Genomic DNA, 22,753 nt, shown 5'->3' with positions numbered 1-22,753 from the left:
CGACGCGGAGGACGCAGCCATGGCCGCCTGGGACGACGAGGTCATCGAGGAATTTCGTGCGGGTGAGGGGCGAGTCGGTGGGCCTTTCGCGGGCTACGATCTGCTCCTGCTCACCACGATCGGCGCGAAATCCGGTCTACCGCATACGAAACCGGTGATGTACCGGCGTGACGGCGACCGTCTCGTGATCGTCGCCTCGAACGCCGGTGCGCCGCGGAATCCGGCCTGGTTCCATAATCTGCGCGCACATCCCGCGGTGACGGTTCAGGTGGGGGTCGAACTCTTCGAAGCCGACGCCGAGGTGATCGAACCCGGACCCGAGCGCGATCGTCTCCATGCCGCGATGGTCGCGATCCTGCCCGCACTGGCCGAGTACGAACACACGGCCGGCCGGGCCGTACCGGTGGTCGCCCTCACCCGGCGCCCGGTGGGGGACGCGGGCTAGCGGTTCTCGATCCGTCGACTGGACGCGCCGGCTCATATCACGCGAAGCGTTCCCGGATCTCTCGGCGACCTGCTGAGCACGGCGTAGGCGTGGGCTGCAGTCTCGGCTCCGGTGGCGCCGAACCGGCCGCGATACCGGCACGGCGGCCCCGGAGATGAAGGCCGGACCGGAAGGCGAAGGTCGGCGGATAACCGGCGGTGCGGCTTCGATCGCGCTGGTTGTGTCGGTGCGGCTCAGACGGTGGCCGGGTGGTCGGCGGCGCGCTGACCGGGTGTACGCACCCGTCAATATGCCTGGAACGCCCGTTAGGGGTGCGTCAGGGCTCATCCATGCTCGCTATATCCGAAAATACCTTGCGGTGTGGGCATTTTCGGTTTCACCTGGGCGGATGGCGGCGCGTTCGTCGGTGGTGCGCTCGGTGCGGCCTTCTTCGGACCGCCGGGGGCAATGCTCGGGTCGGCGGTAGGTTCCTTCGCGGGCGGTGTATGGGGTGACGACAAGGGCAGTGGCGCTGCGGCGGAGGAAGCCCTCGTCGCCGGAATCGGAGCCGCGGGCGGGGCTTGGGCGACCAACCTCGCCGGGAAACTACTGAGGGACGGGATCGCTTCGGCGGCGACGAAGAAGCTGTCCGCCGGTGCCGCGCAGCGAGTGGACCGGATCGCCACCAAGGCGCTGATGCCCTGGAACTCGCACGGCGGCGGGCCGATCGCAGCGCTCGGCGGAGCATTCGGCGGATACGAGGTTTCGGCGCAGGCCCGGCTTCCGGTGCAGATCGCCACCACCGATATCGGAAACGGTGGCTGTCCCGCGCAGATGGCGAACCTGCGGATGCCGGCAGAGCTCACCGGTTCGGTGGGCGATATGTACCGCGATCTGCCCAGCTATCTGTGCGATGTCTGGCAGAGCTTCGGAACGGGTTCGCGCAAGGCCCCGCCCGCGCCGCAACCGCCGGCGCAGGTGTCCGGTACCGACGCCGGGATCCCCGGATACGCGGCGAAAGCGCAACGGCTGAACACGATGACGGCCGGTTTCGCGGAGCTCGACGCCCGCGCGGTGGAGCTGATCGCGAAAGGCGCCGACCGGATCTCCGATGAGGGGCACGTGGCGGTCGGCGCGCTCATCGACACCGTGAACCGCCGGGCGGCCGAGGCACCGCAGTCGGGCGCGTGGGTGCAGACCCACGCCCTGGACCTGCTGAACGAGGCCTTCGGGCGGGGCCGGGAGATACTCGGCCAGGCGGTGACATCGAGCGACCGGGTGGGCGGGCGGGCGAAAGACCTCGCCGACGAACTCGACTCCCTGCGTGCGGAGTTCGAATCCCACGAAAAGAGGCACGTGGACGAGCACCGGTCGCAACCCGTACCGCCGCCTGCGCCGCCTGCGCCGCCTGCGCCGCCTGCGCTGCCTGTGCCGCCGGTGGTGCTAGCGCCGCCGGTGGTGCCCTGCGTTATCCCGGCGCCGCTGTACAGCGGAACGTCCGTCCCGGACGGGGCGGACGCCGGAGGTACACAGCGGCAGGGTCGGGCCACGGATTCCGGCGTAGCGGTATCCGCGCCACCGCAGACCCGCTCCGGTCCGGGAAGAGCCACGGAGGTGCCCGGGTCGGCGGCTCCGATGCCGGTGCCGTCGACCCCGCAGATCGCGGCCGGCCGGCCGGCTCCCGATTCGCTCGACTCACGACCTCCGGCGCGCGCCCCGCGGGTGGCGGAGTCGGCCGCACCGATCCCGGCGATCCTCGGCCGGGTCGTACCGTTCTCCGTTCCGGCAGCCTGGTCCGGAGCCGGAGCCGGAGCCGGAGCCGGAGCCGGAGCCGGAGCCGGAGCCGGAGCCGGAATCGGAATCGGAATCGGAATCGGGACTCCTAGTGGGACCAGTGCTCCGAGTGGGCCCGCTGCTCCCGTCCCGTCAGGACGCACGCCGTGGACCGGACTCGACATCTCGCCGGTTATCGCGATGGCCGCGGTACCCGCCGGATCGTGGGGGGCTCCCGCCCCAGGGAGCGGTGGCGGCTGTACCAGAGGTGACACCGAGCGGGAACCCGGCACCGATGATTCCGAAGGCCGGCCGCCGGATGACGACCCGTACGCGGTTCTCGTCGACGCGCTGCCCGGGCCCTACTACACCGGTGTGTTCGTCGGGCACGAACCTCCTCGATAGGGCCGCCCGGAGACGAGCCGGTGGGATCCGCGCCGGCACTACAGCTCGCGGGACCAGTTCTGTCCGACCAGGTCCCGGCCGAAGCTGTGATGGCGGTATTCGTCGTCGAGCTCGAACCCGGGTGCCCGGTAGATCCGGCGCGCCGAGGTGAGCGCATCGTTGGTCCAGAGCGTGATCCGGCGGTAGCCGCTGGTGCGCGCGAAGTCCAGGCATGTCGTGACCAGTCGATCGCCCAGACCGCGACCGCGGGCCTTGGGATCCACCAGCAGAGTCCGCAGTCTCGCGGTCTCGTCGTCGCCGTGGGTGCAGTGCACGCACCCCACCCGTTCACCGTCGAGAGTGGCGATCCAGGCAGCTTCGCGGCCGGGGTCGTGCTCGGTCGCGTAACCGGCGACGATCTGGGCCACGAGTGCTTCGAAGCTGCTGTCCCAGCCGAACTCGGCCGCGTAGATCTCACCGTGCGCCTGCACCATCCAGACCGGATCACCCGGTTGTCCGAGGGCGCGGATCACCGGGCCGGGCTTCGTGCCGGCGTCTGTCTCGATCATGTCCGTCCTCCGGGTACGGCCTAGGCTGCCCACCACTGAAACGACTGTTTCAGTGGTGTCAGAACGCATGTATGGCGGACTCGGACGCAACCCCCTCGGCCCGGCGGAGCGAACCGCTCGAAGCGGCCTATCGGTACGTACTGGCCCATGGGCTGGCGGAGATGTCGCTGCGACCGCTGGCGAAGGAGATCGGGAGCAGTCCGCGGGTGCTGCTGTACCTGTTCGGCAGCAAAGAAGGGCTGGTCCGTGCTCTGCTCGCGCGGGCCCGGTCCGAGGAACTCGCGCTGCTGGCCGCCGTAGATGTGCCCGCATCGGGCCCGCCCCGCGATCGGCTGCCCCGGGTTGCGGCGGTGCTGTGGGCGTGGTTGTCCGACCCCGCTCGGCGAGCTCTGCTCACCCTGTGGCTGGAGGGTTACGTCCGGTCACTGGTCGAACCGTCCGGCCCGTGGGCCGATTTCGCCCGGGAGACCGTCGCGGACTGGCTGGATGTGTTGGCGGCGGCGCAGCCCGGGCGCATCCGGGACACCGATCAGGGCCGGGCCGAACGGACCCGGGTACTCGCGGTGCTGCGCGGGGCGCTGATCGACCTGCTCGCGACAGGTGAGGACGACCGGGTGGGCGCGGCGATCCGGCGGGAGTTCGGTGCACCGGCACTGGGGGAGCTGGGGGTCGAACCGGTGGTCGGCGCCTCGGGAGAGTAGGCGGGCGTCACCCGTCACGGTGGTCCGGATCGCGGCGCGACGGGCACCGATTCCGCGCCCGCACCGCGGCCGGCCGGCGGTATGACGGGCCGGTGGGGCCGGTCGGCGCGGGCCGAGTTCGGTGCGGGCCGAGTTCGGTGCGGGCGATGCGTGCCGTCGTCGGAGGGCCCGCGCGGTATGACGGCGGATGCGCGGTATGACGGCGGACGGGTCAGCGTGGCCCGAGGAAGAGGGTTTGGGTACTGCGGCCCAGCGGTCCCTTCTCGTCGAAGAGCGCGGATTCGGCCAGGCCGATCCCATGCGGCTGCGGATGAGTGACGGCGTCGAGGCATACCCATTCGCCCACCGGCTGGCGGTGCAGGGTCACGGTCAGATCGGTGTTGATGAACAGATAGCGGTCCCAGTCGAGGACCGCGCTCACGCCGTTACCGGAATCCGCGGCGGCGAGCGCGCGTTCCAGCGGGCTGGGTGCGGTGCCCGCGACGACCGGGTACTTCAACCGGATCCAGCACACCGCGGGGCCGGGTTCGCGGAACGAGCCGGTGATGTACCGGTATTCGATACCGGTGTGGAAGCCCACCGCCTGGGCCGAGGGGAACGGTTCGGGTGCGGGGGTCTGATCGGGGCCCGGTCGTGTCCCGGTCGGCAGCAGATGTTCGGGGATCGCGAGTTCGGGATCGGCGAGTTTGAAACGCCATGCGTTCGCTCGCATCACCGGGCCGCGGTCGGTGGACAGCGTCGCTTCGATGAGTTCCACGCTGCGACCCGGGCGGACGAGACGTGCCTGCGCGGTGAGTGGTGCCAGGGGGACCGGGCCGAGGATCTCGACGGCGACGCGGCCGACCTGGAAGCCCGGTCGTGGTTCGCACCGTTCGATCACATGCCCGAGCAGCGCCGAGGGTGGCCCGGCGTGCTGGGCGTCCGGTGACCACGGACCGCGCGTGAGCTCGGTGGACACGAACCGCTCCGGATCCGCCCGATCGGGTAGGTAGAAGGCCTCGTTCATATCGTGTCCGTTCGTCCGGTCGGCGGTCGCGCCGTCTGTTCGGTCGCTGTGCCGACCGTACCGCCGGGCCGGGACCCTCCCGCGCCGGTATCCCGTTCGGGCGCATGGACGAGTGCACGCTTGCATGCAAGCTTGTATCCATTCGATACAGTGGGCGGTGTGCAGACCTCCTCGTACCCCGCCGAAACGCCCGGACAGAGCGCGGCCGACCGGGCCTATCAGCTCACCAAGGAACTCGTCCTGTCCGGTGAGCTCCCCGGCGGTCACCTGTTCAGCGAGACCGAGATCGCCGGACGGCTCGGGCTCAGCCGGACGCCGGTACGGGAGGCCTTCGTCCGGCTGCAGGCCGAGGAACTGCTCACCCTGGTGCCCAAACGCGGTGCCATCGTGGCCCCGGTGCCGCCGGGCGAGGGCGAGGACGTGCTGGACGCCCGCGAAGCCATCGAGACGGCGGCCCTGCGCCGGCTGCTGCGCACTCCGGAGCGGATCCCCGCCGCGATCGCCCGGATGCGCGAGGCACTCGAGGTCCAGCGTGGGTACGCCGAACTCGGGGATTTGAACGCCTTCGCCGAAGCCGACGAGCTCTTCCACCGCACCCTGGTCGCCGCCGGGGACAACGCGCTGCTGATCCGCTTCTACACCGGCCTGGCCGACCGGCAGCGCCGGATGAACATCGCCGCCCTGGGCCCGGTGCCCGGCCATATCCCCGTCGTATTGCGGGAGCACGGCGAGTTGATCGACATCATCGAATCGGGTGACGAAGTCGCGTTCGCCACCGCCCTGCGCGCGCACCTCGACGGGACCCATCGGTGATGAGGCCGGGTACGTGGTGCGGTGCGGTGGCGGCGATCTTCATCTGCGCCTGGGGCGGTAACCAGTTCACGCCACTGCTGGTGATGTACCGGGACGAGGGCTGTTCCGCGCTCACGGTGAACGCGCTGCTCGGCGCCTATGTTCTCGGCTTGGTGCCGGGACTGCTGCTCAGCGGCTCGCTGGCGGCACGGTTCGGGCGGCGGCCGGTGGCGGTCGCCGGGGTGCTGGCCTCCCTGGTGGCCAGTCCCTTACTGGCGGCCGGGGTGTACGGCGTCGGCTGGATCGCGGCCGGGCGGCTGGTCTCCGGATTCGGAGTGGCCGTGGCCATGGCGGTGGGCACCACCTGGGTCACCGAGCTCGCCGCCGGTACCGGCCGCGGCCCGGCGGCTGGAGCCCGGCGGGCCGCGCTCTGGCTGACCCTGGGCTTCGGATTCGGAGCGGGGGTCGCCGGATTGCTCGCCCAGTGGGGACCGGCTCCGATGGTGCTGCCGTACTTCGTGCACGTACTACTCGCGGCGGCCGTACTGCCGGCGGTGTTGCGGACGCCGGAGACCCGGCCGGCCGGGACAGGCGCGGGCGGCCGATTCTCCGGGCTGCGTCATCCGCGCTTCCGGCGGGTCGTGCTGCCGATGGCCCCGTGGATCTTCGGCTCGGCCGGGGTGGCCTACGCGGTCATGCCGCAGCTGGTGGGCGACCGGGTCGGCGAGTGGGGACTGGTCTATTCGACCACGATCACGGTCGCCACTCTCACGGTCGGTGTCCTGGTGCAGCCGCTTGCCAAGCGGCTCGACCGGACCACCAGCGCGCGCGGTGTCGTGGTGTCGATGTCGGTCCTACCGGCCGGGCTGGTGGTCAGCGCGCTCGCCGCGATCGTCCGCTCGCCTGTACTCGCCCTGGCGGCGGCTCTCGCCCTGGGCTGCGCGTACGGTATCGCGCTGGTCTCCGGTCTGCTCGAACTGCAGCGGATGGCCGCGCCGGCGGAACTGGCCGCGCTCACCGGCGCCTATTACGCGCTGGCCTACCTCGGCTTCCTCCTGCCGTGGCTGCTGAGCCTGCTCAGCCCCGCCGCGGGTTACCCCGTGTTGCTCGGCGGGCTGGTACTGGTGGCGCTGTCGGGAACCGCTGTCATCACGCGGCATTCCCGGGCGCACCTGCCCATCGCTGCCGTACCGGAAAAGGAGCTGGTCGCGGCGCGGTGAGCAGGGCGCGGCCGCCGGGTTCAGGTGCTGGGCGCGGTGATCTGCCGGACCGAGAAGCGGTAGTCGGCCTGCCGCAGCAGTTCGGCCGGATCGTCGGTGGGCGGATAGATCCACAGCTCGTTCACCTTACGTTTGCGCGCCTTGGCGATCTCCCCGGTCGCCACCACCCGGCGGTCCCAGCCGTTGGTGAAGACCGCTCCGGCGGCGCCCAGGTCGAGACAGGTGACATACGGTGTCGCCGCGAACGGTACGGACGGCAATCCGAGGAGATCGGCGGCGGCGTTGTGGCCGGCGAACTTGCCGAGTTGCAGCGCGTGCTGACAGCACTGCAGCACGCGCTGCCCGGATTCGGCGCGGGTCGTCGCGGTATCGCCCGCGGCGTAGACGCCGGGCACCCCGGCGACCTCCAGTCGCTCGTTCACCTCCAGGCGTCCCAGCCGGTCGCGTCGAGCCGGGATATCGGCGGTGAGCGGACTCGCCTGCACCCCGGCGGTCCAGATCGCCGTGCGCGCCGCGATCCGGTCGCCGTCGGAGAGGGCGACGCCCGCGGGCTCCACCGCTGCCGCGCTCACGCCCAGTCGCAGTTCCACGCCGAGCGCGGCCAGGGCCGCGAGGATCTGCGGGCGCGGCCCGGGGCCGAGTTCGGGGCCGACCGTTGCGGCGCGCTCGACGAGGACGATCCGGACCCGCTCACTCGCCGCCCGGGGCAGCGCACCGAGCCGATCCACCAGTTCGGTGGCGATCTCGAGGCCGGTGAAGCCGGCGCCGATGACCACGGCGGTCAGACGGCCCTCGTCCCGTGGGAGTTCCCGCAGGCGGTGCAGGTGTTCGTCCAGTTTCGTCGCCGCGGGGAGGGTGTCCACATCGAAGAGCAGCTCGGCGCCGGGCACAGTGGGCCGGACGAGTCGGCTGCCGGTGGCCAGGATCAGCCGCTCCCACTCGATTTCACGTTCGCCGCCATCGCGTTCGGAGACGGTGACGGTCCGGCGCGCGGTGTCGATCCCGGTCGCGGCCGCCGCGATCCGGCGGACGCCGACGGGCCCCAGAATGTGATCCAGCGGCACTCGCATCCGGTCTGGATCGGCTTCGTAGAGGCGTGGGCGGATCACCAGGTCGTCGCCGGGGTCGATCAGGGTGACGGGCAGATCCCGTCCGGCCGCGCGAGCGACCCGGACCGCGGCAGCCGCGCTCCACACTCCGGCGAACCCGCCGCCCAGTACCACTGTTCCGGTCATCTTCTCCTCCTGAGAATAATCGGGATATCAAATGTCTCTATTAGGTGCCCGCGGCGGCGTGGTGTGATCTCGGCGGATCGCCGCCGGTCAGGAGTTCGCGAATCCGCGCCGGGTGCGTTCCGCGGAAGTGGCCGGTGCTCCGGCGGCGAGGTCGGCGATGGTCTGGGCGGCGAGTTCACGCCGCCACGCCAGCTCCGCGCGACGCATGGCCAGTGCGATACCGCACGGCTGGGTGAATTCCGCGCCCGTGGCGCGCCCACTGCCGCCGCGCTGCCGGATCTCGGTGCAGCGGAAGGGGTCCACGCCGCCCTCGATGGCGGTGACCACCTCGAGTACCGTGATCCGCTCGGGGGGGCGGGCGAGGCCGAACCCGCCCCGCACCCCCGCGGTGGAGGTGAGGATTCCGGCGCGGACCAGCGCCTGCAGCCGCTTCTTCAAGTACTCGACCGGCAGGTCGAACCAGGTGGCCAGCCGGGCGATCGGGACCGGCCATTGATCATCGAGCCAGGTCAGCGTGACACAGCAGTGCAAGCTCCATTCGACGCCCTCGCCCATCTTCATAACCGGGATACTAACTATCCCTATTTGGGTTCCGCAAGGTCGTGGGCGTCGCGGCCGGTGCGCGGGGTGAGCCCCAGCGAACTGGCGCTGGCCTGGCGGCGCGCGGACGCCCGTCCGCTGGTGCGCGGCTATGCCGAGGCCTGCCCGACCGCGCTCGCCGGTATGTCCGGGTCGGCGGGATCGGCCACGGAATCAAAGTAGAACGTGTTATAGTTTTCCCGGTTTGCGAGCCCCGTGTGTGGTTCACGGGCCGTGGCGCCATGTGGCGGTGCCCGCGGCCCGTGACCGCGCCGGGGCGCCGGTCGATTTTCACTGGGCCGCTTCTACGGGCCGGCCCGAAAGGCAGACGAATGAACACTGAACCGCACGTCGACGACACCGCCCTGCTGCACCGCGAGCCGCTCGCGGTGGATCTGCTGGGCAAAGCTCTCGAGCGTTATGCCGACCGCACCGCGGTCCATATCGACGACGCGACCCTGACCTACCGCGACGTGCGCGATCAGATCAGCCGCTTTGCCCAGGCGCTGGCCTCGACCGGACTCGGCGTGGGCTCTCCGGTGGCGGTGCTCTCGGCCAACCGGCCGGAGGTGATCTTCGCCCAGGGCGCCAACAACGTGAACGGGTCGCGGGCCATGGCGCTGCATCCCATGGGCTCACTCGACGATCATGCCTACGTCCTCCAGGACGCGGGTGTGGAAACCCTGATCTACGATCCGGCGGGTTTCGACGAGCGGGCCGCGCAGTTGCGCGAGAAGGTGCCCGGTTTGCGGAACTTGTTCTCGTTCGGTCCGTCGGCGGTGGGTACCGATCTCATCGAACTGGCGGCCGGCTTCACCCCCGAGCGGGTCCGCGGTCCGCGGGTGGATCCCAACGCGACCATGAGCCTGGCCTACACCGGTGGTACCACCGGTAAGCCCAAGGGCGTGGAGATGAGCTTCCGCGGCAGCACCACCATGCTGCGTATCCAGATGACCGAATGGGAATGGCCCGACGAGGTCCGGTTCCTGGTGTGCACCCCGCTCAGTCACGCCGGCGCCGCCTTCTGGAACCCCACCGCCCAGCAGGGCGGTTCCATCGTGGTGCTCCCGTACTTCCAGCCGGCCAAGGTGCTCGAGGCGATCGAGAAGTACAAGATCACCGCGACCATGCTGGTGCCCACTATGCTCTACGCCCTGCTGGACAGCCCGGACCTGGACAAATACGACCTGTCCAGCCTGCAGACGGTGTTCTACGGCGCGTCCGCGATCTCCCCGACCCGGCTGGCCGAGGCGATCGAGAAGTTCGGTCCCATCTTCTTCCAGTTCTACGGTCAGGCCGAGAGCCCGATGACGATCTCGGTGCTGCGCCGCGGCGACCACGATCTGAACAAGCCGGAACGCCTGTCCAGCTGCGGCCGGCCGGTGCCGTGGCTATCGGTGGCCCTACTCGACGAGAAAGGCGGCGAGGTACCCCAGGGCGAGCCAGGGGAGGTGTGCGTCCGCGGGCCGCTGGTGATGAACGGGTACCTGAACAAACCCGAACAGACCGCGGAGGCCACCGAATTCGGCTGGCTGCACACCGGTGATATCGCCAGGCAGGACGAGGAGGGTTACCTCTATATCGTCGACCGCAAGAAGGACATGATCGTCTCCGGCGGGTTCAACGTGTACCCGCGCGAGGTCGAGGATGTGCTGTCGGCGCATCCGGCGGTGAGCGCGGCAGCCGTGATCGGTGTCCCGGACGAGAAATGGGGCGAGGCGGTCAAGGCGGTAGTCGTGCTGCGTGACGGGCAGAGTGTCGCCACCGAGGAACTGCAAGCGCTGGTGAAGGATCGTAAGGGCGCGGTGTACACACCGAAGACGGTCGATTTCGCCGAGAGCATCCCGGTCAGCCCGCTGGGCAAGCCGGACAAGAAGGCGCTGCGCGCGCAGTATTGGGGCGAGGGCCGACAGGTCAACTGAGGCGGGGCCGATCGGCCGGTCGGGCGCCGGGCAAGTTCGGGCAGGCGCGGCAGTGCGCCTGCCTCAGCAGCGAACTTCGATTACAGCGGCACAGTGCGACGAAGGTCCGCGCCCCGTCCCGGCCGGGGCGCAGCACCCCGGCCGGGGTGCCGGTCCATTTCCGATAACGCTCATAGGCGCGCTCGTCGACCGGCCCTCAATAGCGTCGCCGCCGCTCCGTCGGCCATCCGACAGTTCGTCGGGCGGAACTCGTATGACCGCGACCGGTCTGCCCGAACGCGATCATGATCTCCGAGAACGCGAACGTCCGGGTGCCGTCTGCCGTTGTGAATTCTGAATCCTCTCCTCCAGCGACTCGAACGGGTCGCCGCGGGCGATGGCTCGCGTGTAGGCACCACCCATACTGTGCGAAAACGAAAGACAGACGCACAGCTTCCAGGGTTGGTTGCAACCCCTCAGCTCTGTGACGTACGTGATGGGAACACGCCAGGCTCGCGTGGGTCGTAAACATCAGGGGCACAGTGGGTTACAGGTTGATCGTTCGCAGTAGCGGTGCCTTCGGCGCACCGGAACGCGTCCGAAAACGGACGAAAACGGATCGGCCGAGGCATTGCCCGGTAACCGACACAGGGTGTTAATGGAAAGAGCCGGGATTCAATAAGAGTCGGGCGCCCCCCGGTGCAGCGGAATCATCAACTCAGCAACAAGGAGGCAGCACCATGCCTACCATCACTTCCCTCTCGCCGACCTCCGGGCCCGCCAATACCAGTGTCACGATAACCGGCACCGGCTTCGATCCTATTGTCACGAACGTGAAGTTCGGTAATGTGGCGACATCCTTCACGGTGGACTCGCCCACCCAGATCACCGCCATCGCCCCCGCCTTTCTGTCCGGTACGGTGCTGGTCACCGTTACCACTTCGACCGGTGGCACCAGCAACGGGGTTCCCTTCACCTATGTCCCGGTGCCCGCGTTGAACAGCATCAGCCCCAACCAAGGGTCGACCTCGGGCGGGACGACGGTCACGCTCACCGGGTCGGGTCTGACGGGAGCCACCGCGGTCGCCTTCGGTGGCACACCGGCGACTTCGTTCACCGTCGACTCCGATACGCAGATCACGGCGGTATCCCCTGCCGGAGCCGGGATCGTGCCGGTCACGGTCACCGGCCCAGGTGGTACCAGTGGCGCGGTCCCCTTCATCTACGTCGTGATACCTACTATCACGTCCATCTCGCCGACCGCGGGGCCCGCCTCGGGCGGTAACACTGTCACGATAACCGGCACCGGGTTCACCGGTCCGCTGACCGTGCGGTTCGGTACCACCGCGACCATTTTCACCATCAACTCCTCAACGCAGATCACCGCCATCGCCCCTCCCGGGACCGGAACCGTCCAGGTCACCGTCACCGGCTCGGGTGGAACCAGTAACGGGGTGTCCTACACCTATGCCGCGGTCCCCAGCCTGACCTCCCTGACTCCCGGTACCGGGCCGACAGCGGGCGGGACGACGGTCATCCTCACCGGGACCGGACTGTCCACTGCATCCGCGGTCAACTTCGGTGGTACACCGGCGACTTCGTTCACCGTCGGCTCCGATACGCAGATCACCGCGGTCGCCCCGGCCGGAACAGGCACCGTGCAGGTCACCGTCACCACCGCGGGTGGAACCACCAACGGTCTCGCCTACGTCTACGTCGCGGTTCCCACCCTGACCACGCTGGTTCCGAGCTCGGGCCCGGCCACCGGCGGGACGACGGTCGTCCTCACCGGAACGGGATTGACGGGAGCCACCGCGGTCACTTTCGGTGGTACGCCGGCCACTTCGTTCACCGTCGGCTCCGATACGCAGATCACCGCGGTCGCCCCCGCCGGAACAGGCACCGTGCAGGTCACCGTCACCACCGTGGGCGGAACCAGCAACGGCCTCGCGTACACCTACATTCCGGTGCCCACCCTCACCACGGCGGTTCCCAATGTGGGCCCGGTAACGGGCGGGACAACCGTCGTTCTCACCGGGACCGGACTGACCGGAGCCACTGCGGTCACTTTCGGTGCCACACCGGCGACTTCGTTCACCGTCGACTCCGCTACGCAGATCACCGCGGTCGCCCCGGCCGGAACGGGCACCGTGCAGGTCACCGTGACCACCGCAGGTGGAAACAGCAACGGCATCGCCTACACCTACGTCGCGGTTCCCACCCTGACGACGGTCGTTCCGAATGTGGGCCCGGTAACGGGTGGCACGACGGTTGTTCTCACCGGAACGGGATTGACGGGAGCCACCGCGGTCACTTTCGGTGCCACACCGGCGACTTCGTTCACCGTGGACTCCGCTACGCAGATCACCGCGGTCGCCCCGGCCGGAACGGGCACCGTTCAGGTCGCCGTGACCACCGCGGGTGGAGTCAGTAACGGCGTCGCCTATACCTACGTCGCGGTTCCCGCCCTGACCACTGTGGTTCCGAATGTGGGCCCGGTCGCGGGTGGCACGACGGTTGTCCTCACCGGGACGGCGCTGGCGGGAGCCACCGCGGTGACTTTCGGTGCCACACCGGCGACTTCGTTCACCGTGGACTCCGCTACCCAGATCACCGCGGTCGCCCCGGCAGGGACCGGGACCGTGCAACTCACCGTGACCACCGCGGGTGGAGTCAGTAACGGCGTCGGCTACACCTACGTCGCGGTTCCCGCCCTGACCACTGTGGTTCCGAATGTGGGCCCGGCGTCCGGCGGGACGACGGTTGTCCTCACCGGGACGGGGCTGGCGGGAGCCACCGCGGTGACTTTCGGTGCCACACCGGCGACTTCGTTCACCGTGGACTCCGCTACCCAGATCACCGCGGTCGCCCCGGCAGGGACCGGGACCGGGCAAATCACCGTCACCACACCCGGAGGAACCAGCAACGGTGTCGCCTACACGTACATTCCGGTACCCGTTCTGACCACGGTGCTTCCGAATGTGGGTTTGGAAGCCGGCGGGACAACGGTCGTCGTCACCGGCACCGGGCTGGCCGGAGCCACCGCGGTCAGCTTCGGTGCTACACCGGCGACTTCGTTCACTGTGGACTCGGCAACCCAGATCACGGCCGTCGTCCCCGCCGGTACGGGAACGGTGCAACTCACCGTCACCACACTCGGCGGTACCAGCAACGGCGTCGCCTACACGTATATTCCGGTACCCGTTCTGACCACGGTGCTTCCGAATGTGGGTTTGGAAGCCGGCGGGACGATAGTCGTCCTCACCGGGGCTGCGCTGTCCACTGCCTCCGCGGTCAGCTTCGGTGCCACACCGGCGACTTCGTTCACTGTGGACTCGGCAACCCAGATCACGGCCGTCGTCCCCGCCGGTACAGGTACCGTGCAGGTCACCGTGACCAGCGCAGGCGGGACCAGTAACGGCGTCGCCTACACCTACGTCGGGCTTCCCAGCCTGACCGTGGTGATACCGAATACCGGGCCGGAAAGCGGTGGAACGACAGTCGTCCTCGCCGGGATAAACTTGACGGGAGCCACCGCGGTGAACTTCGGTGCCACACCCGCGGCCTCGTTCACCGTGGACTCCGGCCTCCAGATCACGGCCGTCGCCCCCGCCGGGACGGGTACCGTACAAATCACTACAACCACCGCAGGAGGAACCACCAACGGTGTCGCCTACACCTACGTGTGACGACTGATGGGGCTGGGCCGTCGCAGGGGTTATTACCGGCGGCCCAGCCGCATTGTGGTGTGGGTTGAGCGAACAGCGACAGGCGGCCGTGGGCGCAAGCCGCAGGGGTAAGGGGTTTCGTTGGCAACCGTACTCAAGATGCTGCTGGCGGAGCGGCACCTCAATAGTCATCCAGATTTCCTCGCGGCGTACGACAGGTGCGCGGCACAGCTGGACCCACCCGTTCTCCGCGGTCACGGTCCGGCCAAAGCGCAGTACTACCAATGGCTCTCGGGCCGAATGGTCGGCCTTCCCCGCTACTATCACCGCCGGGTTCTCGAGAAAATGTTTCCGGGGTGGACGGTGGAAGGATTGTTTCAGATGGCCGATTCGGCCTCTGCCGCCCCTGGCTCGCACCATGCCGGGCAAACGGGTGCCGACATTCAACTTCAAGAATTCCTCGGCGCTGAGGCGGCCACCCTCGGGACAACCCTGGTGTACCCGACTCTCGAGCTGACCGGGCCATCCGTGGAAGCACGCTGGGAAGCCGAAATTCCCCGGCAGCGCCGATTCGGGAGGTCCGCCGGTCTTCTCACGCCTCATCGTCGCATAGACGCTCCGACCATGTTGCCGGAGAACGATATTCGCGGGCTGCTGTATGTGTTCTCCTTACTCCAGCGCTACACCAGGTTCCCGATCTATTTCCAGAGCGACCGCGAAATGGCCGCGCACTTCGACCGTCCGTATATCAGCTTCGGGTTCACGAGCAACGACTGCACACGTAAGCATCTCGAAAGCGTCGAATTCCCGCTGGCCACCATCCGGGACTGCCATGCCGACAGCGGCTTCTATCCGGGGCGCCTGGAGTTGAGCGATGGAAGCAGCTATGAGTCGAGCAGGGACCGCAATATCGGCATCATCGTGCGGTCGCGACCGAGCCCGGACCTGTACCCCGGTCGATACTGCATCTATTGCGCGGGATTGGGGCCGCGCGGTACTCCCGGAGCGAGTTGGTATCTGGCCAACAATTGGAGCTTGCTGCAGCGCCGTGCCGGTGATCGCGAGTTCGTCGCGGTCATCGGTGTCCGCAGCTACTCCGACCGGACTGCCAGCTTGGAGCATCTGCTGATGGAATCGACCGATTAGTACTCCGGAGGGTGCAGCCCGGTCGGCGTACCGCGCCGACGATGACGCGGACCGGGTCCGGTCAGTGCCTTCACGTCCACGCCATCGCGGCGGTAGCGGCATCGCCCAGTAGCGTCGACGCGACCGGCCATGTGCACCGCTGCCGTTCATCGATGCGAGCCGGAAACGGCGATTCGGTACCCCGTGCTGAACGAGTGGTGCTGCGATACTGAGCCTTTCCCTCCCACGAAAGGATCTCGGGTGCCCTCCACTGGTGTCGTGCCGCTGCTCGGACTAGTTCGCATTGCCGTATCCGAGGCGATGGTCCGAGTCCGACCGGAATTCGCCGGAGCCGACCCGGCGGTGCGCCGATCCGAGCGCGCCGATTTCCAGGCCGACGCGGCGCTTCGGCTGGCGAGGAAATCCCGGACGGCCCCGGCCGAGTTGGCCGCGGCCATCGCCGCGGAACTCGGCCTCGCCGATGGTTCGGCCCTCGCCGCGGTCGAACGCAGCGGGCCCGGGTTCCTGAACATCGACCTGGCCGACCACACGATATGGGAGCAGGTCGCGGCCAGGCTGGCCGATGACCGGCTCGGAATGGGCGCCCCCGAGACCGGCCGGCGGGTGGTGATCGACTATTCCGCGCCGAACGTGGCCAAGGAGATGCACGTCGGCCATCTGCGCACCACGATCATCGGTGACAGCCTCGCGCGGGTGTTCGGGTTCCGTGGCGCCGATGTCGTCCGGGTCAACCACCTCGGCGATTGGGGCACCCAGTTCGGCATGCTCATCCAGTATCTGGACGAACACCCCGAGCTGCGCTGGCATACCGCGGAGATCGACTCGGCGACCAGTGCGGTCTCAGCACTCGACGCCCTGTACAAGGCCGCGCGCGCTCGTTTCGACGCCGACGGCGAATTCGCCGACCGGGCCCGTACCCGGGTGGTGGCGCTACAGCGCGGCGATGCGGACACTGTGGCGCGGTGGCGGGATATCGTCGCGGAATCGGAGAAGGCGTTCGGGGCCATCTACGCCCGGCTCGGTGTGCTGCTCACCCCGGACGACTATGTCGGGGAATCGTTCTACAACGAGATGCTCGCCGACACCGTCGACGAACTCGTGAGCAAAGGCGTCGCGGTGGACAGTGACGGCGCGGTCGTCGTCCTCTCCGAACAGGTCACCGGTCCAGATGGCGAACCAGCGGTGCTGATGGTCCGCAAGAGCGACGGTGGCTACGGTTACGACAGCACCGATCTCGCCGCCATCCGCTACCGGATCACCGAGCTGCGCGCCGACCGCCTCCTCTACGTGACCGATTCCCGGCAGTCGCTGCACTTCCGGCTGGTCTTCGAGGCGGCCCGGCGGGCGGGCTGGCTCACCGACACGATCGGGGTCGATCATGTCTCCTACGGCACGATTCTCGGTCCCGATGGAAAGCCGTTCAAGACGCGGGCCGGTGGCACTGTGCGCCTGATGGATCTGCTCGACGACGCTGTTGCCGGAGCCCGCGCCGTGGTCGCCGAGAAGAACCCGGATCTGCCCGCACACGAGCTGGACTCGATCGCCGAGCAGGCCGGGATCGGTGCGGTGAAATACGCGGACCTGTCGACCTCACGGGTCAAGGATTATTCCTTCGATCCGGTGCGGATGACGGCGTTCAACGGCAACACCGGCGTGTACTTGCAGTACGCGCACGCCCGTATCCGCTCGATCCTGCGGCGTGCGGGTGAATCGACCGCGGCGGTGGTCGAAGCGGCGGTGCCCCTGGAGCCCGCGGAGCGCGAACTCGCGCTGGCACTGGATGGTTGTGCGACTGTCCTCGACGAGGTCGCCGCGACCCTCGAACCGCACCGCCTGGCCGGCTATCTCTACGACCTGGCGCGCGCGTTCACCGCGTTCTACGACTCCTGTCCGGTGCTGGTAGCCCCGGAACCCGTGCGCGGCAACCGGATCGCGCTGTGCCACTTGGCTGCACGCACCCTGGCCCAGGGTCTGGATCTGCTCGGTATCGCCGCACCACAGCGTCTCTGAACCGGCCGCCACTGGCCCGGGGGTCGGGGCGGGCGTCCGTTCGGCGAGGCAGGTCCGCACGGCCACCCGCGATTCTCATCGGTCCGGAGGGCCGGTGAGGATCGCGGTGACCGTATCGATCAGTTCGGTGAGTAGTTCACCGGCGGAGAGCCGGGTTCCGCTGAGCGCGAGCATGCCCCGCAGACCGTCCGGGTCGCCGAGGGTCTGGAAGGTCAGGTTCATCGCCTGGGTGAGCCGGAAGCGCCGCGTGCGGGGCGCGGTTTCCGGAGCGATCTGCTCCAGCAGGGCATTGAAGCGCTGGGCCTGTGGGGCGAACCCCTCGGTCAACCGGGCCAGGGCGGGGTGATTACCGCTCATGATGCCCGCGACCAGGCGGATCCACGGAGTCCCACCCGTGGCGGCGAGTTCACCGACCGGGCGGACGAAGGCGTCGGCGAGGGCGCGGGCATCCGGCGTACCGGAGGCCTCGACCGCGTCGAGCAGTTCGGCGCGGCGGGTGTGCAATTGTTCGCTGCGCCTGCTGATCAGCGCTTCGACCAGCGCGTCCTTGGAGCCGAAATGATAATGGACCGATGCGACGTTCGCGCCGGCCTCCGCCATCACCGAACGCAGGGATACCGCGTCGATCCCGCGTTCGGCGAAAAGCCGTTCGGCGGCCAGGACCAGGCGTTGATCGGTCGGTAGGGCCGGATCGTCGGCCGGATCCGGCCCGGACGAGGCCGGGACGGCAGGCGGCGGCACCTCGTCCATCGCCTTCGCCCGGGCTCGCGTCATGATCGAAACTCTAGGAGACCGTGCCCGGTGCCCCGTACAGGGTCACCACGCAGGCTCCGCCGAGACCGAGATTATGGGCGAGTCCCAGCTGTGCGCCCGCCACCTGCCGATCCCCGGCGTTCCCGCGTACCTGGGTGACCAGTTCGGTGCACTGGGCGAGCCCGGTGGCGCCGAGCGGATGGCCCTTCGAGATGAGCCCGCCCGACGGGTTCACCACCCAGCGTCCGCCGTAGGTGGTGGCGCCCGATTCGACCAGCTCACCGGATTCGCCCGCACCGCACAGGCCCAGCGCCTCGTAGGTGAGCAGTTCGTTGATGGAGAAGCAGTCGTGCAGTTCGAGGACGTCGATATCGTCGATCCCGACCCCCGCGGTTTCCAGGACCCGCCGCCCGGCCGCCCGGGCCATGGGCGCGCCCACCACGTCGATCATCGAACCCGATTCGAACGAGGCGCCGGTATCGGTCACCAACTCCTGGGCCAGGATCGGTACCGCACGATCGAGCCCGTGCTCCCGGACGTACCGCTCGCTCACCAGGACTGCCGCGCCCGCGCCGTCGGACATGGGGGAGCACTGCGAGCGGGTCAGCGGATCGGAGACGAGTTTGTCGCCGAGTACCTGGTCGAGGGTGTAGGCGTCCTGGAACTGGGCTTTCGGATTGCGGGTGGAGTGTTCGTGGTTCTTCACCGCGACCTGGGCGAGTTGTTCCCGGGTCGTCCCGTATCGCAACATGTGTTCGGCGGCCGCGGCGCCGAAGAACTGGGCGGTCATCGGGGCGCCGCTGAATCCGGCGGCGGCCTTCAGCGCGTCCATATGCCAGTCGACCGTGGTGACCTTCGGGATGGTGCCGTCACCGGCCATCGCCTGTTTGGTCATCTGCTCGAATCCGACCGCGAGCACGATATCGGCCAGCCCGGCCTGCACCCATTCGCGGGCCAGGACCAGTGCGGTGGATCCGGTGGCGCAATTGTTGTTCACGTTCACCACGGGGATACCGGTGAGCCCGATTTCGTAGAGCGCCCGCTGACCCGCTGCGGACGGCTGGAAGACGTAGCCGACCGCCGCGCGTTGCACCTGGTCGTAGGACACTCCGGCGTCGGCGAGCGCCTGGCCGGTCGCTTCCGCGACCATCTCCGGATAAGTCCAGTCCCGGGACTGGATCTTCTCGAATTTCGTCATCCCGACACCGGCGACGTACACCCGCTCGGTCATAAGCTCTCCTTAGAAGCTGATACCTGTGATCTGCGGAGGCCGCAGCGAAGGCGGAGATATCGCATCAGGGTCTCTCCTTCGAATCTGTTGCGTGCGGTCCGCGGAGGCCGCGGCGTCGGCGGAGGTATCGCATCAGGACTCCGGTGGTTCGGACCCGACCACCCACAGTGCGTGGAACTGCGCGGCCCCGCCCATGGCGTGCCCGATGGCCCGGCGCGCGTCCGGGACCTGATGCTCGCCCGCGGTGCCCCGCACCTGCATGGCCGCCTCCGCGAACCGCAGCAGACCCGTTGCGCCCGTTGGGTTTCCGGATAGCACACCTCCGGAGGGGTTGATCGGAAGATCTCCGCCGAAGGCGGTGCGGCCCGAATCCACCACCTTCCAGCCCGAGCCGACCTCGGCCAGACCCACGTTCTCCAGCCAGATCGGTTCGAACCAGCTGTAGGGGATGTAGAGCTCGGCGGTATCGATCTCGCCGGCCGGATCGGTGATACCGGCCTGCCGGTAGGCCTCGGCGGCGCACTGCCGTCCGGCCTCGGGGTTCACTTCGTCGCGTCCCGCGAAATGCCCGGTCTCGGTGCGCCACGCCATACCGTGGATCCAGGCCGGGGGCCGGCCGGTGTGGTTCGCGTCGTCCTCGCCGGTGATCACCACCGCGCACGAACCGTCGGAGGACGGGCACGATTCCAGGAAACGGATCGGATCCCACAGCATCCGGGATTCGCGCACCTGCTCGACGGTGATATCCGGCAGTTGTAGATGCGCGTACGGGTTGCGGGTGGCATTGAGCCGGTGGTTCACCGCGATCTGCCAGCCGATGTGCTCGGGCGCTTCGGAGCGGCGGATGTATTCCCGGATCACCGGCGCGAAATGCGCACCCGCGCCGGCGCCCAGCTGTGCGCTGAACGGCAGTCCCCGTGAGAGCGCCCAGGTGAAATCACCCTCGGACTCCTTCGAGTACGCGACCACCAGCACCCGCCGCGCCAGCCCGGCCTGTACCAGGTGGGCGCCGTAGATCGCGGCGTGCCCACCGACACTGCCGCCGGTGAACACCCGGGTCACCGGCAGTCCGCGCGCACCCATGGCGTCGGCCAGATACAGCTCGGGGTTCATCACGCCGTCGAACAGGTCGGGGGTCTTCGACAGCACGATCGCGTCGATATCACCGAATTCCAGTTCGGCGTCGGCCATTGCCTCGTCGACGGCTTCGCGCACCATCGCACCAATGGTGACCTTGCGCTTCTTTGCCTGTTTGCTCTGTCCGATTCCGACGACCGCGAGTTTCACCGGTCTCCCTCCAATAGGCAGATCATGTTCTGCTGGAGCGCGGGCCCGCTGGTGGCGTGCGCCAGCGTGCGGTCCGCGCGACCGGTCAGGATGTGCTGTGCCGCGGCACCGATCCGGATCAGGCCGGTGGCGGTCGTGGGCCGGGCGACCAGCGGCCCACCGCTGGGATTGACGATGGCTCCGGACAATTCGAGTGCCTGTGCCAGTAGTGGTTCCTGGTAGCTGTACTCGGTGTGCAGTTCGGCGATCTGGACCTCGCGGGCCGTGAAACCTGCCTGAACGGCCGCTTTTTCCGCCGCCAGTGTCACCGTGTCGACCCGGGTCAGATCGCGGGTGCCCGGATAGTGCGAATCCATCCGATGGTCGGCGCCGCGCAGCCAAGCCGGGCGCCGCGCCAACCGGCGCGCGGTATCACCGGCCGCGAGCACGATCACCGCGGCGGCATCGCCGATCGGTCCGCGATCGTGTTCGCGTAGCGGTGACGCCAGATACGGGGCGGCCAGTAGCTCGTCGACCGTGACCTCCCCGGACACCTGTGCGCCCGGATTGCCCACCGCGGCGGCCCGGGCCCGGACCACCACCTCGGCCATCTGCTTCTCGTCGAGCGCCCCGGCGGCGACCAGCGCCTGTGCCTGGAGGGCGGCGAGCGCGTCCTGATGCGGCCGCAGTGGGGCCAGGAAGTAGGGGTCGAGCTGGGTGGCGGTCACCTGATCGAGATCGTCGGCCAGCGATCCGCGTCCGACGCCGTAGACCACCGCGATCTCGCCCTCGCCGAGCTGCAGCCACGACCACGCCTCGTAGGCGGCCCAGGCCGCGTCCATCTCGACATGTGATTCCGAGATCGGCGGCCACGCGCCCACCGCGTCGAGCGATTCGATGTAGGCGAAGGTCCGGCCCTCGTGGAAATCGTGGCTGCCCGAGGCCCAGAAATCGACCTCGCTGCGATCTATACCCGCCGTTCCGAGTGCTTCGCGCATGACCGGCAGCAGGATCTCGGCCATATCGTCCTGCCGGTCGGCCGATGTCCCCGGCGACTGCGCGAATGCCACCACCGCGATATCACGCATCGGAACCTCCTGCGACCGGCCGGTAGTAGCGGATGCTGTTCATGGATGTGTCCAGGTCCTCTTCGGCGCACCACACCGGTTCCACCCGCAGGCCGATATGCACATCGGCCGGTTCGACATCACGAACCAGGTGCATGAGCGTGGTGTCCGCGCCGTCCACCTGGATGTAGGCGACCAGGTACGGCGGGTCGATCATCTGGCCGGGGAACGGAAAGTTCACCACGCAGAACGTTTTCACCACGCCGGTGCCGCCGAGTTCGAACGGTGCGCAGAGTTCGGCGAGGCAGCGGGAGCAGAACTCCGGTGCGGGCAGATAGACGCGGTCGCAGGCCGGGCAGCGCCGGGCCAGCAGCCGACGCCTCTTCAGCCCGCGCAGGAACGCCGACCGGCCGGTTCCGGCGACGAAGGTGTAATCCACCTTGTGCGGGCTGGTGAACGATTCCACGGGGGTGGGCAGGCCGCTCATCACGCCTCCACCGGTTCGAAGCAGACGATATCGCGGATACTGCCCACCCGTTCGGCACGCCAGCGGGGTGCCACCCGCAGGCCCGCGGTGAGGCGGGACGGGTCGCCGCCGGTATCGACGGCATGGAACAGCGCGCCCTCGGTGCCGTCGATGGCGATCAGCGCCCAGGCGAAATGGTCGGCCTCGATATCGTCGCCCGGCCGGGTGGGAACCCAGGTCCAGTTCGTGACGGTGCCCGAAGGCGTCAGCCGGACCAATTCACCGGTGGGGGCGGCGGTGGCCGGATCGAACTCGAGGGCGGGGCAGAGCGCCGCACCGGAGGCGGTGCGCACCCCGTACAGCTCACCGTCGCGCAGACCGCCGAGGAACGTACCGATCTTCTCGCCGACAGTTCTGTTGTACGGGAATTCGATGCTGTAGGGCGCGGTGAGGCTCGCGTCCGAGGGCTCGGCTGTCATCGGTCTCCTGCCGATCGGGTGCGCGGTCCGGCACTGGACCGCGTTTCGATCGTGTCCCCCTCAGCGGCCTGTGTCAATCACTT

At 68.6% G+C, this 22,753-nt stretch carries 20 protein-coding genes; 10 read left to right on the top strand and 10 right to left on the bottom strand.

Going from position 1 to position 22,753, the window contains the following annotated elements:
• The first annotated feature begins 19 nt into the window (after positions 1–19).
• Together IEY68_RS10790 and IEY68_RS10785 are read left to right on the top strand one after the other, a co-directional pair.
• Positions 20–445 carry a nitroreductase family deazaflavin-dependent oxidoreductase gene (locus tag IEY68_RS10790; RefSeq protein WP_058854206.1) on the top strand — a complete coding sequence of 142 codons (426 nt, stop codon included), beginning with the start codon at positions 20–22 and terminating at the stop codon, positions 443–445.
• A 360-nt stretch (positions 446–805) separates the two neighbouring features.
• Positions 806–2,602, top strand: a complete 1,797-nt coding sequence (locus IEY68_RS10785; protein ID WP_058854207.1) for a hypothetical protein — start codon at positions 806–808, stop codon at positions 2,600–2,602.
• A 38-nt stretch (positions 2,603–2,640) separates the two neighbouring features.
• Here the strand turns inward: IEY68_RS10785 and IEY68_RS10780 are convergent, their stop codons facing one another.
• Positions 2,641–3,150: a GNAT family N-acetyltransferase gene (locus tag IEY68_RS10780; RefSeq protein ID WP_058854208.1), complete on the bottom strand. Its 510-nt coding sequence runs from the start codon at positions 3,148–3,150 to the stop codon at positions 2,641–2,643.
• Between the two features lie 71 nt (positions 3,151–3,221).
• On the opposite strand from IEY68_RS10780, the gene IEY68_RS10775 reads away from it, so the two are divergent.
• Complete coding sequence (locus IEY68_RS10775) at positions 3,222–3,851, top strand: TetR/AcrR family transcriptional regulator (RefSeq protein WP_058854209.1); 630 nt, start codon at positions 3,222–3,224, stop codon at positions 3,849–3,851.
• Positions 3,852–4,062: 211 nt separating this feature from the next.
• Here IEY68_RS10775 and IEY68_RS10770 read toward each other — a convergent pair whose 3' ends face one another.
• Positions 4,063–4,857: a thioesterase family protein gene (locus tag IEY68_RS10770; RefSeq protein ID WP_058854210.1), complete on the bottom strand. Its 795-nt coding sequence runs from the start codon at positions 4,855–4,857 to the stop codon at positions 4,063–4,065.
• A 159-nt stretch (positions 4,858–5,016) separates the two neighbouring features.
• On the opposite strand from IEY68_RS10770, the gene IEY68_RS10765 reads away from it, so the two are divergent.
• Positions 5,017–5,670, top strand: a complete 654-nt coding sequence (locus tag IEY68_RS10765; RefSeq protein WP_058854260.1) for a GntR family transcriptional regulator — start codon at positions 5,017–5,019, stop codon at positions 5,668–5,670.
• Between the two features lie 26 nt (positions 5,671–5,696).
• Positions 5,697–6,869: an MFS transporter gene (locus tag IEY68_RS10760; protein WP_229718705.1), complete on the top strand. Its 1,173-nt coding sequence runs from the start codon at positions 5,697–5,699 to the stop codon at positions 6,867–6,869.
• A gap of 20 nt (positions 6,870–6,889) precedes the next feature.
• Here the strand turns inward: IEY68_RS10760 and IEY68_RS10755 are convergent, their stop codons facing one another.
• Both IEY68_RS10755 and IEY68_RS10750 read right to left on the bottom strand, forming a co-directional pair.
• Entirely contained in the window at positions 6,890–8,104 is a 1,215-nt protein-coding gene (locus tag IEY68_RS10755) for an NAD(P)/FAD-dependent oxidoreductase (RefSeq protein WP_082681239.1), read from the bottom strand.
• A gap of 87 nt (positions 8,105–8,191) precedes the next feature.
• Entirely contained in the window at positions 8,192–8,665 is a 474-nt protein-coding gene (locus IEY68_RS10750) for an RrF2 family transcriptional regulator (protein ID WP_058854212.1), read from the bottom strand.
• 66 nt (positions 8,666–8,731) lie between these two features.
• On the opposite strand from IEY68_RS10750, the gene IEY68_RS36740 reads away from it, so the two are divergent.
• The 5 genes from IEY68_RS36740 to argS all read left to right on the top strand — a co-directional run bounded on the left by IEY68_RS36740 (position 8,732) and on the right by argS (position 17,408).
• Positions 8,732–8,866: a hypothetical protein gene (locus IEY68_RS36740; protein ID WP_267886562.1), complete on the top strand. Its 135-nt coding sequence runs from the start codon at positions 8,732–8,734 to the stop codon at positions 8,864–8,866.
• 149 nt (positions 8,867–9,015) lie between these two features.
• Positions 9,016–10,605, top strand: a complete 1,590-nt coding sequence (locus IEY68_RS10745) for an AMP-binding protein (RefSeq protein WP_058854213.1) — start codon at positions 9,016–9,018, stop codon at positions 10,603–10,605.
• 719 nt (positions 10,606–11,324) lie between these two features.
• Positions 11,325–14,273, top strand: a complete 2,949-nt coding sequence (locus IEY68_RS10740) for a beta strand repeat-containing protein (RefSeq protein WP_189094202.1) — start codon at positions 11,325–11,327, stop codon at positions 14,271–14,273.
• A 603-nt stretch (positions 14,274–14,876) separates the two neighbouring features.
• Positions 14,877–15,398, top strand: a complete 522-nt coding sequence (locus IEY68_RS10735) for a hypothetical protein (RefSeq protein ID WP_058854215.1) — start codon at positions 14,877–14,879, stop codon at positions 15,396–15,398.
• A gap of 240 nt (positions 15,399–15,638) precedes the next feature.
• On the top strand, positions 15,639–17,408 hold the full coding sequence (gene argS, locus IEY68_RS10730; protein WP_229718704.1) for an arginine--tRNA ligase: 1,770 nt from the start codon (positions 15,639–15,641) through the stop codon (positions 17,406–17,408).
• A 75-nt stretch (positions 17,409–17,483) separates the two neighbouring features.
• Here the strand turns inward: argS and IEY68_RS10725 are convergent, their stop codons facing one another.
• From IEY68_RS10725 to IEY68_RS10700, 6 genes are all read right to left on the bottom strand, one after another.
• Positions 17,484–18,182, bottom strand: coding sequence for a TetR/AcrR family transcriptional regulator (locus IEY68_RS10725; RefSeq protein ID WP_229718703.1), 699 nt, complete (start codon positions 18,180–18,182; stop codon positions 17,484–17,486).
• Between the two features lie 10 nt (positions 18,183–18,192).
• A complete protein-coding gene (locus IEY68_RS10720; RefSeq protein WP_058854217.1) occupies positions 18,193–19,392 on the bottom strand; it encodes a thiolase C-terminal domain-containing protein in 1,200 nt (399 codons plus the stop codon).
• Between the two features lie 132 nt (positions 19,393–19,524).
• Positions 19,525–20,679, bottom strand: a complete 1,155-nt coding sequence (locus IEY68_RS10715; protein ID WP_082681241.1) for a thiolase family protein — start codon at positions 20,677–20,679, stop codon at positions 19,525–19,527.
• Complete coding sequence (locus IEY68_RS10710; RefSeq protein WP_058854218.1) at positions 20,676–21,746, bottom strand: thiolase family protein; 1,071 nt, start codon at positions 21,744–21,746, stop codon at positions 20,676–20,678. The genes IEY68_RS10715 and IEY68_RS10710 overlap by 4 nt, the downstream gene beginning before the upstream one ends.
• A complete protein-coding gene (locus IEY68_RS10705) occupies positions 21,739–22,212 on the bottom strand; it encodes a Zn-ribbon domain-containing OB-fold protein (RefSeq protein WP_058854219.1) in 474 nt (157 codons plus the stop codon). Before IEY68_RS10705 ends, IEY68_RS10710 begins: the two co-directional genes overlap by 8 nt.
• Positions 22,212–22,670: a hypothetical protein gene (locus IEY68_RS10700; protein WP_058854220.1), complete on the bottom strand. Its 459-nt coding sequence runs from the start codon at positions 22,668–22,670 to the stop codon at positions 22,212–22,214. The genes IEY68_RS10705 and IEY68_RS10700 overlap by 1 nt, the downstream gene beginning before the upstream one ends.
• Positions 22,671–22,753: the final 83 nt, after the last annotated feature.

It is taken from the genome of Nocardia jinanensis (assembly GCF_014645735.1).
Classification (GTDB): domain Bacteria; phylum Actinomycetota; class Actinomycetes; order Mycobacteriales; family Mycobacteriaceae; genus Nocardia; species Nocardia jinanensis.
This window is presented reverse-complemented; position numbering and strand designations above follow the sequence as displayed.